General features: G+C 72.0%; 8 protein-coding genes. 2 read left to right on the top strand and 6 right to left on the bottom strand.

Translation table 11 applies throughout. The annotated features are described in order from the left end of the window. Nucleotides 1-20: 20 nt before the first annotated feature. From H4W80_RS09650 to H4W80_RS09630, 4 genes are all read right to left on the bottom strand, one after another. Nucleotides 21-2,840: a hypothetical protein gene (locus H4W80_RS09650; protein ID WP_192784772.1), complete on the bottom strand. Its 2,820-nt coding sequence runs from the start codon at nt 2,838-2,840 to the stop codon at nt 21-23. Nucleotides 2,841-2,863: 23 nt separating this feature from the next. Next, entirely contained in the window at nt 2,864-4,783 is a 1,920-nt protein-coding gene (locus H4W80_RS60455) for a glycoside hydrolase family 36 protein (RefSeq protein WP_225963340.1), read from the bottom strand. A 97-nt stretch (nt 4,784-4,880) separates the two neighbouring features. Beyond that, nucleotides 4,881-6,056, bottom strand: a complete 1,176-nt coding sequence (locus H4W80_RS09635; protein WP_318786779.1) for a LacI family DNA-binding transcriptional regulator — start codon at nt 6,054-6,056, stop codon at nt 4,881-4,883. Nucleotides 6,057-6,669: 613 nt separating this feature from the next. Beyond that, nucleotides 6,670-7,695 carry a LacI family DNA-binding transcriptional regulator gene (locus tag H4W80_RS09630; protein ID WP_192784771.1) on the bottom strand — a complete coding sequence of 342 codons (1,026 nt, stop codon included), beginning with the start codon at nt 7,693-7,695 and terminating at the stop codon, nt 6,670-6,672. Between the two features lie 153 nt (nt 7,696-7,848). Here H4W80_RS09630 and H4W80_RS09625 point away from each other — a divergent pair, with 153 nt between their 5' ends. Beyond that, complete coding sequence (locus H4W80_RS09625; protein WP_192784770.1) at nt 7,849-9,939, top strand: NHL repeat-containing protein; 2,091 nt, start codon at nt 7,849-7,851, stop codon at nt 9,937-9,939. An 11-nt stretch (nt 9,940-9,950) separates the two neighbouring features. Here the strand turns inward: H4W80_RS09625 and H4W80_RS09620 are convergent, their stop codons facing one another. Continuing rightward, nucleotides 9,951-10,811 (bottom strand): SMP-30/gluconolactonase/LRE family protein, encoded by an 861-nt coding sequence (locus H4W80_RS09620; protein WP_192784769.1) that lies wholly within the window; start codon nt 10,809-10,811, stop codon nt 9,951-9,953. Nucleotides 10,812-10,857: 46 nt separating this feature from the next. After that, nucleotides 10,858-11,640: an SDR family NAD(P)-dependent oxidoreductase gene (locus H4W80_RS09615; RefSeq protein WP_192784768.1), complete on the bottom strand. Its 783-nt coding sequence runs from the start codon at nt 11,638-11,640 to the stop codon at nt 10,858-10,860. Nucleotides 11,641-11,739: 99 nt separating this feature from the next. On the opposite strand from H4W80_RS09615, the gene H4W80_RS09610 reads away from it, so the two are divergent. Then, complete coding sequence (locus H4W80_RS09610) at nt 11,740-13,755, top strand: beta-galactosidase (protein ID WP_318786778.1); 2,016 nt, start codon at nt 11,740-11,742, stop codon at nt 13,753-13,755. Nucleotides 13,756-13,816: the final 61 nt, after the last annotated feature.

Below are 13,816 nucleotides of genomic sequence, written 5' to 3'. Positions count from 1 at the left end.
CCCTTTGTCCGGTGGAGGGTCTAGCGGCCGATGCCCCAGCGGGTGTCGACGCGCCCGCCGGTGAACTGCGCGCCGCTGGACCAGAAGGGTGCGAAGTTGTAGCACCCGGACGCGGGGGCCTCGTTCTGCGCGGTCCAGTAGGCGGTGCCCTGGCCGCCCGTCCCGCTGTCCTGGACCTGGACGCCCATCGTCGCCTCGTGGACCGCGCCCTCCGGCAGCGCCTTGACCGCCGCGGCCAGCTCGGGCAGCTGGTCCCAGGCCAGCGCGACCTCGTACGTGGTGACCTTCGCGGCCTCGTCCCGCGTCACCAGGATCCGGCCCTCGGAGCCGGAGTCCGGATGGGCGTCCATCGTTCCCAGCGGGGTCGGGAGCGGCGCGTTGGTGGGGTAGTAGGTCTGGTAGTTGGTGCCGGGGGCGAGCTGGCGGTGCAGCTCGGGGAGGCCGCCCTTGGCCAGCGTCGCCACGTACAGGTGCGAGATCGAGCGCATCGCCTTGTCGTAGTGCGCGTCCCCGGCGAGCAGGTCTTCCGTCTTGTCCTTCACCGCGTCGAAGGCGAGCTGGATGCTGTCGGCCTTGAACGGGAACAGGTAGCCGTTGACCGGGAACGGGTCGTTCGACACCTGCAGGTCGTCCTGGATCTGGGCCCGGAAGTGCAGGAAGTCGGAATCCCAGGCGGTCTGAAAGGTGTACTCCTTGGTGCCGCCGGTCATGGTCACCGGCACGACCCCTTCCCACTGGCTCGCGGCGGCCCCGACGGTGATGGTCCTGAACGGGGCGTGGGCGACCTGGACGGTGCGCGACCCGGTCTGGCGGAAGCCCGGCCGGCCGAGGATCGTGGCCTCGAAGCCGACGGCGTAGCGGTTGGCCGCATCCGTCCGCGCGGAGACGACCGGGATCGAGACGACCCGCGCCTCGCCGGGCTTCAGCCGGGGGATAACGTTGTCCCGGCGAGCGATCTTCCACCCCTCGGGCGCGGTGACGCGCAGCATGGCGTGGAGGGTGTGCGGGGAGACGTTCTCGACCCGGACGTCGACGGTGCCGTCCGGACCGACCGGCTTCGTGAAGGGCAGCGGCGTGATCGCCAGCGGCGTGTCGTAGGCGAACACCGCGCCGGTGGTGAGCGCCGCCTTGAGCTCGTCCGGGCTCAGGTCGCTGTCGAAGTACAGCACCTCCCACGGCGACAGCTTCAGCGTGGTCCGCGCCGCCTCGCCGTCGAACAGCAGGCGGCCCAGGTAGTCGTACACCCGGACGCCGCGCGCGCGGTGCAGCGTCAGAGTGCCCTTGTACCCGGCGTCCTGGTGCTCCATCGTGCCGTCGAAGAGCTGGTCGGCGTAGACCGCGGCGCGGCCGTGGCCGTCTGCGGCCTTGAAGAGGAAGCCCCAGGTCGACCTCGCCTTCGGATACAGCTCGGTGAGCAGCTCACAGTCCTCCAGCAGCCCGGTCATCGTGGCGTAGGCGACGACCGCCGGCCGCGGGCTCTTGGTCTTGATGTCGTAGATGTTGAACTCCTGGCCGGAGTACGGCTTGTCGTAGCACAGCGAGAACCAGAAGATCCGCATCGGCGAGTCCTCCTCGGCCCCGGCGAGCATGTGCAGCAGATGGGTCGGGGCGAGCGTCCTGGCCACGGCGTACCCGGCCTCGTTCGGTGGCAGGCCGGGGAAGGAGTGCACCTCCGCGGTGCCGAGCTCGGTCTGCCACTGCCCGGCCCGGCCGCCGGTCCGGGACCAGAGCCGGTCCATCTTGATCTGGGTCTTGGCCATCGCGTACTGCGTGGCGTCCGGGTAGCCGTAGGCGTGGTTCACCGAGCCGTCGATGTAGCCGGTGTCCTTGGAGCCCCTGGCGTACACGATGTCGCGGTTGTAGCTGACCGAGCCCCCGCCGAGCAGGTTCACGTCGGGGAACTCCGGCTTCACGCGGTCCCAGATCAGCTTCGTCATGTCCCGGTAGTCCTGGGCGTCGCCGGTCTGCCAGGCCCAGCCGTGCACCCACGGCTCGTTCCACACCTCCCAGTTCTTGACGAGGTCCTGGAGCGGGGCGATCGCGTGGTAGACCATGTCGGCCTGCGCCACCATGTCCTTGGGGCGGTTCTGGTGCGGCCGGACGGGTTTGCCGTCCGCGCCGGGCTGGACGTTCCATGACATGTTGTAGTTGATGAACCCGGTGGGCTCGATGCCGTAGCCGTGCCACTCCACGACCTCGGCGCGGGCCCGGTCGATGTCCGCCTGGCCCCAGAAGACGCCGCGGGACGGGCACACCGTGTCGGGCAGGACGGAGAAGACCCCGCGCGTCCACTTCACGCCGATGCGCTGCGCGATCTGCCTGGTGACCAGGGGAGCCGACTCCCCGCGGATCCCCATGCCGAAGCAGGAGCCCGGGCGCCGGCCCTGGATCGTCGGGCGGAGAACGCCGAGACCGTGCGTCTCCTTGAGTAACTGCGTGCCGGCCGCGTCGGTGACGGTGACCGCGACCGCGTAGTAGTCGGGGCCGAGCGTGCCCAGCGGGACGCTGGTCGTGCTCGCCTGCCCGGCGGGCGCGGTGAAGCCGGTCCGGCCCTGGCCGGCCTCCTGCGTGCCGCGGGCCGACACCGACCAGGCGATGGTGCCGCTCAGCGCGGCAGGGCTGTTGAACGTCACGGTCAGCACCGGGGACGCGGTGCCCGCGGCGTCGATCGGGTACAGGCCGGTGGGGTCCGCGTAGTTGACCTCCACCAGCGGAGGGGCGGCTGCGGTCGTGGCGGCGGCCGCCGCCCGGGTGGCAGGGCCGAGCCAGGCCAGGCCGACGGCGGTGGCGGCGCCGTACCGCATGACCTGACGGCGGGTGATCTGCTTGGGGTCGGACATGGAGGGGCCTCCGTAACGGGGGGTCAGGCCGGCCTGATCAGGCACAGGCCGGACGGCGGGACGGCCAGCCACCGCGGGCCGGGGTCCAGGCACGCGGTCTCGGAGCGGACCGGGGTACCGCAGGCGTCCCGGACGTCGAGACGGACCGCGGCGGGGTGGGTGAGGTCGAGGAGGACGCGTTCCGCGCCGGTGTTGTTGACCACGGCGATCTCGGCGAACCGGGTGGGGTCGAGCGTGGCCGCGTGGTCGCTGACGTGGTGGACGACCACCGCGCGCGTGGCGTCGCGGGCGATGACCACCGGGTGGAGCCCGTCGGGGCGCCCCGCGTCCAGGGCGCCGCGGGTGAGGACGTCGCGGTGCTCCCGCCAGAACGCCAGCCAGAAACCGGCCATCGCGCGCTGGGCGGCGGGCAACTGGGCCAGGGGCACGGAGATCTGCGGGACGGCGTGCAGGACGGAGAGCAGCTGGCGGGCCGCGACCTGCGGCGACGCCTGCGGGTCCCACATGAGCATGTCAGAGTGGACAGCGCTTTCCCGACCGGCGACGGAAAGGTCCAGGGTTCTGACGCGGTTGCCGGCCGCGTCGGCCGGGCAGTCGCCCGCGCGCAGCAGGTTGCCGAACTCCAGCATGCCGGGGCCGGTGTAGGGCTGGCGCAGCTCGATCATCAGCTCCGCGCCGCGAACGGCCATGAGCCCGTCGCGGAGCTCCGTGAGCAGCACCCGCATCGACTCACCGACATCACCGCCGTCCTCGGGCCGTCCGCGGTCCTCGGGGTTTGCGTGGTCCTCGAGGTTTGCGCGGTCCTCGCGACCGGCACCGTTTTCGGGACGGACGCCTTCCGCGGGACCGGCACCGCCTTCGGGACGGGCGTCTTCCGCGGGAGCGACACCACCTCCAGAACGGGTGCCTTCCTCACGACGGGTGCTGTCCTCGGCGTACACCATGGCGGCGTCGAGAAAATCGATCTTGAGCCCGTCCAGGCCGTACCGGTCGACGAGCCGGACGCAGGTGTCGACGACGAAGCGACGGACCTCTTCGTGCCGTGGATCGAGGACGTGGCAGCGCCACTCCGGCCTGGCGTGCGGTGCGAAGGCGGCGAGCCGGTCGCGGGCCGCACTGTCGTCGCCGAGGAGCAGCGGCGCGATCCAGGCCAGGTACTTCAGGCCGAGGCCGTGGACGGTCTCGACGTGCGCGCCGAAGTCGGGGAACTTCTCCGGGTCGGGCTCCCAGTCGCCGCAGCCCGCGTAGCTCCCGCCGTACGCGCCGCGCTGCCAGCCGTCGTCGAGGATGAGGAGCCCGCACCCCAGCTCGGCCGCGAGCTCGGCCTCCGCCTCGATGGCGGTCGCGCTGACCTCCTGATGGTAGGAGTACCAGGTCGAGTAGGCGGGGACGCGTCCGGCCTCGGGGACCGGAAGCGCGGCGGTGCCGGACTGCCGGCGCACGAGCGACCGCACCGTCTCCGCGACCGTTCCGCCCGGGGGCGCGATCCGGATGCGGCAGAGTTCGCCGGGCCCCAGGTCCATCGCGAGCCAGACGCCGAACCGGCCGGCCCGCTCCCCGACGCCGAACCGGAGACGGGTCGTGTGAACGAGGCGGTCCGAGGCGAATGCCAAGACCGCGCGCCCGGCGTCGTCGTAAAGACAGCCGAGCGGCGCCGAGTCGACGAGGCCGACGGTACGCAGGCCGGTCGCCATCCAGTCCGCCGTCAGGTGCCGGTCCCAGCCGGCAGCGGGGTGCCAGAAGCCGACGGCACCATCGAGCGGGACGTCCAGCCGTACCAACGTTGTCTCGGATTCAACTCCGAGGACCTCGATGACGCCCTGGCCTGCAGCGGCGAGCGTGGTGGGGGCGGGGCCTGCGGTCAGGCGGGTAACGGCCACACCATGCACGTCAATCGCTTTGCCGTCGGCCCACAGCCGACGCGGGTCGGCGAGGTTCGCCATCGCCGCTCCTCTCGAAGGGTTGGGGGAACCATAATCACGTCGAGACAACGTTGTCTAGAGCCTCGTCATACGCCGGGATCTTCCCGGGGATGCCGGCTCAGCCCACGCTGCGCACGATGAGCTCGGTGGGGACGACGACCTTCCGCGGCCGTGACCTGTCCCCGGCGATGCGCCGAAACAGCAGCTCAGCACCCATGCGGCCGATCTCGCGCACGTCGTAGGACACGACGGTCAGCCGCCACGGCACGAACGCCGCGGTCTCGAAGTCGTCGAACCCGACCAGCTCGACCCGCCCGCCTCCGCCGCCCGACCCGCCGCCGCCCGGCCCCGGCCGGTCGCCCATCGCGCCGTGCGCGTCCGGCGTCGTGCGGCGGTGCGGCGCATCCGGCGTTGCTCCGTGGTGTGGCGTCCTCGGCGGGTGGCCGGGCGTTCCGCCGGGCGCGTCAGGCCTCAGACGGTTGTCGAGTGCGCCGAGTGCGCCGAGTGTCAGGCGGTTGTTCAGAGCGAAGATCGCGGTCGGCGGCTCCGGTCCGGCCAGCATCTCCGTGACCGCGGCCTGGGCGTCGGGAACGGTGTGCAGGCCGTACTTGATCAGGTCCGCCCGGTACGGCACCCCGGCCCGCTCCAGCGCCTCCTGCGCGGCGGTGAGCCGTTCGGCCATCGTGGAGATGCTCAGCCAGTCCGAGATGACGCCGATGCGTTCGTGCCCGGCGGCCACCAGGTGCTCGATGGCCTGCCGGGCCCCGCCCGCGTTGTCGATCAGGACCGTGTCCGCCAGCAGGTTGCGCGGCGGGCGGTCCAGGAAGACCACCGGCGTGCCGCGCTCGATCTCGGGGCGCAGGTAGACGTGATCGGCGTCGCCGGCAGGGACCACCAGCAGGCCGTCCACCCGCCGCTGGCACATCTCCAGCAGCAGGGCGCGCTCCCGCCCGGCGTTCTCCTCGGAACTGGCCGTGATGAGCATCGTGTCGTGTTCGAGGGCGTACTGCGCCGCCGCTGCGGCGATGCCGGCGTAGAACGGGTTCGCCAGGTCCTCGATCAGCAGGCCGACCGTGGCCGAGGTGTTGCCCGCGCGGAGGTTCCTGGCCATGTCGTTGCGCCGGAAGCCCAGCTCCGCCACCGCGCTCGTGACCCGTTCGGCCAGCTCCCTGTCGACGGTGGGCACGTTGTTGACCACGCGCGAGACGGTTTTCAGGCTGACGCCGGCCAACCGGGCGACGTCGGCCATGGTCGGGCGGCGCGGCCCGCTCCCTCCTGCGCCGGGCGTGCTCACCTGGGTGCGGCCCCTTCCAGGTCGGTGGCCCCGAGCTGGTGCCGTCGTTGTCTCGTGCGCACACTTTACCGCCGGCGCGGGCCACCGTGTCACGGGACGGGTGGCGGGAAGCGCCGCCCGCCCCGGTCGCCCCGGTCGGCTCCCGGTCGGTCCCCGGTCGGCTTCCGGTTGGCTTCCGGTTGCTCCGGTCGCCGCCAGTGGGCGCGGCTTGGTGCCGGGCCGCAACGCGCGCACGTACAAGGGACTACCTTCGCGGCGGAGGGGGCCCGCGCCCGGGGGCAGCGTCCTTGGTGTGGGTGCGTGGGGGCTCGGTGGCCACGGGCACGGGAGTCCTTTCCCGATGACAGAAGCGACGGTGGCGGTAGAGAGGGCGACGGTGTGACTGAGTCGGTGGTGGCTGCGACCGTGACGGGGCTGGCGGTGACGGGGTGGCGGTGACGGTGGTGACCATGATGGCGGCGACGGCGACGGCGACGGCGACGGCGACGGCGACGGTGACGGTGACGGTGACGGTGACGGTGACGTGGGCCCGGCCGGGTCACGGTGACGGTTGCGACGGCGCGCGGGCGGTGGTTACGGCGCGCGGGCGGTGGTTACGGCGCGCGGGCGGTGGTTACGGCGGTGGAGGTGGGGCGGTTGAGGTGCGGACCATGAGGCGGCTCGCTATCACGGTCCGGCGATCGGCCGGCTGTTGGCCGTCCAGCAGGTCGAGGAGGATCTGGGCGGCGCGCCGACCCAGATCCACGCTCTGCAGCGCGACGCTGGTCAAAGGCGGCTCGGACAAGGCGCCGGCGGAGGTGTCGTCGAATCCGGCGACCGAGACGTCACGCGGCACGGCGTGCCCGCGCTCGCGCAGCCGGCGCAGCACGCCGAGGGCCATACCGTCGTTGAACGCGAAGACCGCGGTCGGCGGCTCGGGGCGGTCGAAGAGCAGCCCGGCGGCGGTGTAGCCGGACTCGACGGTGAAGTCTCCGCGGACCATCAGCTCGGCGGAGGGGGCGAGCCGCGCGTCGGCGAACGCGCGCTCGACGCCACGCAGCCGGGCGGCCATGGCCAGGCGGTTCTCCGCCGCCCCGTCGATGACGCCGATCCGGCGGTGGCCGAGGGCCAGCAGGTGCTGGGTGACGGCGTAGGCGCCGCCCTCGTCGTCGGGGTGGACCATGGGCAGGTCGCCTTCGGCGTACCCGATCACCACGGTCGGGTAGCCCTGCGCGAGCAGGCCGGACAGCGACCGCAGCCCGGCGCCGCCCTCCACGAGCAGCCCGTCGACCAGGCGCCGCCGGTCGAAGCGGTGGTAGGCGGAGGCCGCGTCGCCGGCCGCCTGGCGGGTGGAGAGCAGCAGCCCGTAGCCGCGCGCGGCGACCTCCTGCTCGGCGCCGCCGATGAGGCGCATCAGGTGGTCGTTGGCGAAGGTGAACCCCGGGTCGTGTGGTACCACCAGCCCCACGACCTCGGTGCGGCCGCGGGCCATGGCCCGCCCGCCGGCGCTGGGCCGGTAGCCGAGCGTGGCCATGGCCGCGACCACGCGCTGCCGGACGGGCTCGGTGACCGACGGCTCGCCGTTCACCACCCGCGAGACGGTCTGGTGCGAGACTCCCGCGCGCGCCGCGACGTCGCGCATGGTCGGCTGGCCTGGCATCGCGTCTCCCCTGGCATGAACGTTCACGTGACGATATTCCGGAAACCGGCATATTACAAGCCGTTGACACCCCGGTAATCCGATTTTAACGTCATCCTCGGCGAGTGAACGTTCACTTGACCGATCCCATCGCCTGGAACAAAGGATTCTGGCATGGACGACAAGCCACACATGACCCGCCGGCAGATCCTCGTCCAGGGCGGCGGCGCCGTCCTGTTCACCACGCTGTTCGCCGGGGAGCGACCGGCGCGGGCCGCCGCTCCGGACGTCACCACCTCCTGGGTGGGCAACACCTTCTCCGGTGCCACCGAGTGGGTGCAGGACTTCGTGTTCAACATGGCGGTCACGCCCGACGGGACGATCTACACCGTCAGCTTCTGGGACGAGGCGGGCAACTACGCCGGCGTCTACAAGGACGCTCACATGACGGGCAACTGCCCCCGCGCCAACGGCGACGCGGTCGCCGTCAACAGCACCAACGCCTACCTGTCGATCGGCACCGGCCTGACCGCCTTCACCCTGGCCGGTGCCGCGACGTCACTGACGTTCGACGTCGGCAGCCCGCCCGCGGCCGCGGCCGCGGGCGACACCCAGGTGATCGCCACCGACCGGGCCAGGAATCGCGTCATGGTCTTCGACGCCAAGACGGGCGCGCTGACGCGTACGTGGAGCGTCAACCGGCCGGGCGCCGTGGCGGTCGACAGGACGAGCGGCGAGATCTGGGTCGTCGCCAACGTGACCAGGGACACCAACGACGGCCACTTCTGGCACGTCGACCGCGCCGAACCCGCGCGGATCCTGCACTTCTCCAACACCGGCGCGGTGCTGCCCGGCACCATCGCCGGCCCGTCGCCGGACTGGATCCCCACCTCGCTCGCGATCGACCGCGACCGCAACCTGCTCGTCGGCGACAACGGCCCGCTGCGGCAGGTGCACACCTACACCGACCTGTCCGCGGCCACGCCGGTGAAGGCCAGAAGCCTGGGCCAGGCCGGCGGCATCGGGGCGGGCAACCCCGGCTTGGTCAGGCCGGACAAGCTGTTCGGCATCACCGGGGTCGGCGGCGACTCGGCGGGCAACGTGTACGTCGCGATGTGCGAGTTCGGAACCTGGCTGCGCAAGTACGGCCCCGCCGGGAACCTGGTGTGGCAGCTGATGGGCGCCGAGTTCGTGACCACGGCGGACTTCGACCCGGGCACGGACGGGCAGGACGTCTACAGCCAGCAGAACCACTACCGGATGGACTACACCAAACCGCCGGGCGGCAACGCGACCTGGGTGGGCTACTCCCTGGACTCCGTGAAGTACCCGCAGGACCCGCGGCTGTTCCTGACGGGGCACCAGCACCACGTCAGCTCGCCGTCCCTCAGGCGGCTGAATAACAACCGGCTGTACATGTACGCCACCGGCATGTACTGCTCGCACCTGCTCATCTACCGCTACGAGGGCGAGATCGCCAAGCCGTCCGGCGCCATCTTCAAGGCCCACTGGACCGGCGACGACCCGACCTGGCCGCCGTACCAGCCCGCGTCCGGCGAGTGGATCTGGCGGGACAAGAACGGCGACGGGAAGTTCACCGCCGACGAGTACATCACGACCGGGACCGGCGCGAACTCCCCGGGCAACTGCTGGGTGTGGTTCGTGGACGACCGCGGCGACATCTGGGAGGGCGGCGACCGCAACCTGCGCCGCTACCCGCTGCAGGGCTTCGATGGCCAGCTCAACCCGATGTACGACTACACGAGCCGGGTGACCTTACCCCTGCCGCAGCCGTTCACCAACGTCCGGCGGCTGCACTACGAGGTCGCCACGGACGTCATGTACATGTCCGGATACACCGCCGCCCAGCCGTTCGAGAACGCGTACTGGAAGGAGTGCGGCAAGGTCCTGGCCCGCTACGACCGGTGGAGCACCGGCAACACCACGCCCACCTGGACCATCCTGCTGCCCTGGAACGTGTCCGCGACGCCGCCCGTCACCACGGTGTCCTGGGCCCCGGCCGGCGACTACCTCTTCAGCTGCGGCGTGACCACCCGCGGCCAGGTGTGGGCCTGGCGGGCCGCCGACGGGTCGGCGGCCGGGAACTGGCTGCCGGGCGCGAACGTCGGCGGGGTCTCGCGCACCGGCTGGGTGGACATCCCGTACGGACTGAACGCCATGAAGCGGTCGGACGGCTCGTACCAGATCACCGTCGAGGACGACCTGTTCAACAAGGTCCTGTTGTACAGCTGGCTGCCCGGCTGACGGCCCCGGCCTCAGCCGGCGAACGCCGTCGATGGTCTGCCGACGGTGCCCGGCCGGTCGAGGGCGTACACCGATCCGGCGGGGTCGCCGTCGGGAAGCTCTAGCCCTTCCCGGGCCGAGGTGACGTACAGCATGTCGAGGCGGGGCCCGCCGAACGCGCACGAAGACGGCTGGTGCACGGGCATCGGGATCTCGCCGAGCAGGTCCCCGTCCGGCGAGATCCGGGCCAGGCGGTCGCCGCCCCAGACCGCGACCCACAGGCACCCCGCGGCGTCCACGGTGAGACCGTCCGGCATGCCGGAGCGCGCCGGGATCCGGAACAGCGTGCGTCGCCGGCTGATGGTGGTGGACCCGGGTTCGGTGTCGAATGCCGAGATCTCGCCGGCGACGCTGTCGGCGAGATAGAAAGTGCGCCCGTCGGGGCTCCAGTCGAGCCCGTTGGGCAGGGCCAGGCCGTCGAGGACGACGCGGCTCGTCCAGTCCGGCATGAGGACGTGCAGCGCGCCTTTGCCGGGCTGGAAGTCCATCGCGGTGCTGCCGGCCCAGAGCCGCCCGCGCCGGTCGCACTTCGCGTCGTTCATGCGCTCGCCGTCGGGCAGGATCGCGAGCCGGACGGTCATCGACCCGTCGGGTTCGACGGTCGCGAACCCTTCGGCCGTCGCGGCGGCGAAGCCGCCGCCACGCCGGGGCACCGCGGCGCCGACGAGCGTCGGCAGCTCGATGGTGGTGGTCCGGCCGGTGGCCGGGTCGCTGGTGTGGAGGCGCCCGGCGGGGATGTCGACCCAGTGCAGGCGGCCGGCCCCGGCGTCCCACACCGGGCCTTCGCCCACCCTGGCCCTGCCGGGAACCGCGACCTCGACCTCGACCGTCATCCGTGCTCCCCGTTCGTCTCGTCCGATGCTCGTCCTCGTGCGGCGTTCACCCCGGGAGCACCACGGCGGCGTTGGCCAGCAGCCCGCCGTCGACGGGCAGCGCGATGCCGGTGATGAAGCTGGCGCGCTCGCCGGCCAGGAACGCGATGGCTTCGGCGACCTCCTCCGGCCGTGCCACCCGTCCCATCGGGTGCATGCGTCCCCACGACTCGACCAGTTCCTGAGCGCCCTGGTCGGTGCCGTCGGAGAAGGCACGGGCCGAGGCCCGCAGCATCGGGGTGTCCACCGACGCGGGGCAGACGGTGTTGGCCCTGATCCCGTTCTTCGCCTCGTCGATCGCGATCGAGCGGGCCAGCGCGTTGAGCGCTCCCTTGCTGGTGGTGTAGGCGGCGACGGCGCTCTGGGTGACGAAGGCCTGAACGGAGGAGACGATCACGATCGAGCCCGCCTTACGGGCGCGCAGGTGCGGCAGCGCGTGCTTGACGGCGTGGAAGGCGCCGGTCACGTTGACGGCGAGCACCTCGTTCCATTCGTCGCCGCCGGTCTCCGCCGCCGTGCCGTAGCGCTGGATCCCGGCGGCGGCCACGACGATGTCGAGCCCGCCGTGCGCGGCGGCGACGTGCTCGACGAGCCGCGCGGTGGCGCTCTCGTCGGTGACGTCGAGCTCGACGTGTTCGACGCCCGGAAGCGGAGCGTCGGCGCCGCCTGTCGGCGGCACACCCGCGGCGACGACCGTCGCGCCGCGCGCCGAGAGCAGCCGGGCCGTGGCCCGGCCGATGCCGCTGTGCCCACCGGTGACGATGGCGACCTTGCCGTCGAACTCCGCCACGATTCACATCCCTTCACTTACGCGGGATCACTGTAAAACAACGTTGTCTCAAGCCGCTAGTCTGATCTCCCCGCGGCCTGAAGGTGAGGAGAAGAGCGCGTGACTGCTGAATGGATCCGGTGGCCCGCCAACGTCGTGGCCCGGTTCGGCGGCGAACCCCTGGCCTTCGGCGGCGACTACAACCCCGAGCAGTGGGACGAGAGCGTGTGGCACGAGGACGTGCGGCTGATGCGCGAGGCCGGGGTCAACCTCGTCACGGTCGGCGTCTTCGCCTGGTCGACGTTGCAGCCCGCGCCCGGCCGGTGGAGCTTCGGCTGGCTCGACCGCGTGCTCGACCTCCTGCACGCGAATGACATCGCCGTCGATCTCGCCACCGCCACCGCCTCGCCTCCGCCGTGGCTCACCACCCGCCACCCGGAGGTGCTGCCCGTCGACCGGCACGGCCGGACGATGTCGCAGGGCGGTCGCCAGGCCTGGTCGCCGTCGTCGCGGGTCTATCGCGAGCACTCGCTCGCGCTGGTGGAGAAGCTGGCGGCACGCTACGGCGAGCACCCCGCGCTCGCGCTGTGGCACGTCTCCAACGAGCTCGGCGGCCACAATTCGCGGTGCTACGGCGAAGCGAGCGCCGTGGCGTTCCGGGCCTGGCTCAGGGAGCGGTACCAGGACTCGCTCGACGACCTGAACGCCGCCTGGACGACCGCCGCGTGGAGCCAGACGTACTCGGCGTGGGAGGAGATCCAGCCTCCGAGGCTCACGTTCACGGACTCGAACCCCACTCAGGTGCTGGACTTCGACCGGTTCAGCTCCGACCAGCTGCGCGAGCAGCTGCGAGCGGAGATCGCCGTGCTGCGGCGGATCACCCCGGACGTGCCGATCACCACGAACATGGTGCTCTTCGACGCCGGCAAGAACATGGACTACAGCTCGTGGGCCGCGGACCTGGACCTCATCGCGAGCGACCACTACCTGAGGCCGACGCCTGACGCGCACGTCGAGCTGTCGTTCTCGGCCGACCGCGCGCGCGGTTTGTCGAAGGGCGATCCGTGGCTGCTCATGGAGACGGCCACCGGCGCCACGAGCTGGCGTTCCGTCAACCCCGCCAAGAGCCCCGGGCAGCTGCGGCGGGACGTGTTCTCCCACGTCGCCCGCGGAGCCGACGGGATCTGCTTCTTCCAGTGGCGGGCCGCGCGGGCAGGTGCCGAGCGGTTCCATTCCGCGATGCTGCCGCACGCCGGCGCCGGCAGCCGGAAGTTCCGGGAGGTGGCGGCGCTCGGTGCGGACCTGAGATCCTGTGCCGGCGTGCTCGGGGCCCGGGTCGTCGCGGACTGCGCGCTGCTGTTCTCCGAGGAGTCGTGGTGGGCGGCCGAGCGGGAGTCGCATCCGCACAACGGCCTGTCGTACGCGGAGTCCGCGCTCGGCTGGTACCGGAGCCTGTGGAAGGCGGGCGTCACCGTCGACGTCGTGCCGCCGTCGGCCGACCTGTCGGGCTACCGGCTGATCGTCGTGCCCATGCTCTACCTGGTCTCCGACCGGGACGCGGGCGCCGTCGCCGCGGCCGCGGACGCGGGGGCGACCGTGATCGTCACCTACTTCTCCGGCATCGTCGATCCGCTCGACCGGGTACGGCTCGGCGGTTACCCCGGGGCGTTCCGCGAGCTGCTGGGGGTGCGCGTGGAGGAGTTCGCGCCCATGACGGAGGCGGACTCGGTGGAGATCGACGGGGTCACGGGGCCGGCCCGGGTCTCCACCTGGCACGAGGAGATCGACCTGATGGACGCGGTGGCCGCGGCCCGCTACGTCGGCGGCGACTTCGCGGGCGCGCCGGCGATCACGCGCGCGGCCAGGGGAGCGGGGGAGGCCTGGTACGTGGGCGTCGAGCTGGACGCCGGCGCCCGCGCCCGGCTGCTGGAGGCCATCGCGCGGCGGGGTCCGCAGGGCGAGCTCGAGATCGTGACCCGCCGCTCGGCCGGCGACGAGTACGTCTTCCTCATCAACCACGGCGACACCGAGACCACCGTCCCGGGGACCGGCACCGACCTGCTGGACGGCTCGGTTCACGAAGGAAAGATCACGGTGCCCGCGGGCGGGGTCCGGGTCGTCGCGTCGGCCCGCTGAACGGCCCGCTGAACGGCCCGCTGAACGGCCCGCTGAACGGCCCGCTGAACGGCCCGCGCCG

Origin of the sequence: Nonomuraea angiospora (assembly GCF_014873145.1) — a bacterium.
GTDB classification, from domain to species: domain Bacteria; phylum Actinomycetota; class Actinomycetes; order Streptosporangiales; family Streptosporangiaceae; genus Nonomuraea; species Nonomuraea angiospora.
The sequence above is the reverse complement of the archived record's forward strand: the minus strand, read 5'-3'. Positions and strand labels throughout refer to the sequence as shown.

Excerpts from the sequence above, each read along its gene's own strand:
- H4W80_RS09630 (WP_192784771.1), bottom strand. The coding sequence starts at position 7,695 with ATGCCAGGCCAGCCGACCATGCGCGACGTCGCGGCGCGCGCGGGAGTC.
- H4W80_RS09650 (WP_192784772.1), bottom strand. The coding sequence starts at position 2,840 with ATGTCCGACCCCAAGCAGATCACCCGCCGTCAGGTCATGCGGTACGGC.
- H4W80_RS09620 (WP_192784769.1), bottom strand. The coding sequence starts at position 10,811 with ATGACGGTCGAGGTCGAGGTCGCGGTTCCCGGCAGGGCCAGGGTGGGC.
- H4W80_RS60455 (WP_225963340.1), bottom strand. The coding sequence starts at position 4,783 with ATGGCGAACCTCGCCGACCCGCGTCGGCTGTGGGCCGACGGCAAAGCG.
- H4W80_RS09625 (WP_192784770.1), top strand. The coding sequence starts at position 7,849 with ATGGACGACAAGCCACACATGACCCGCCGGCAGATCCTCGTCCAGGGC.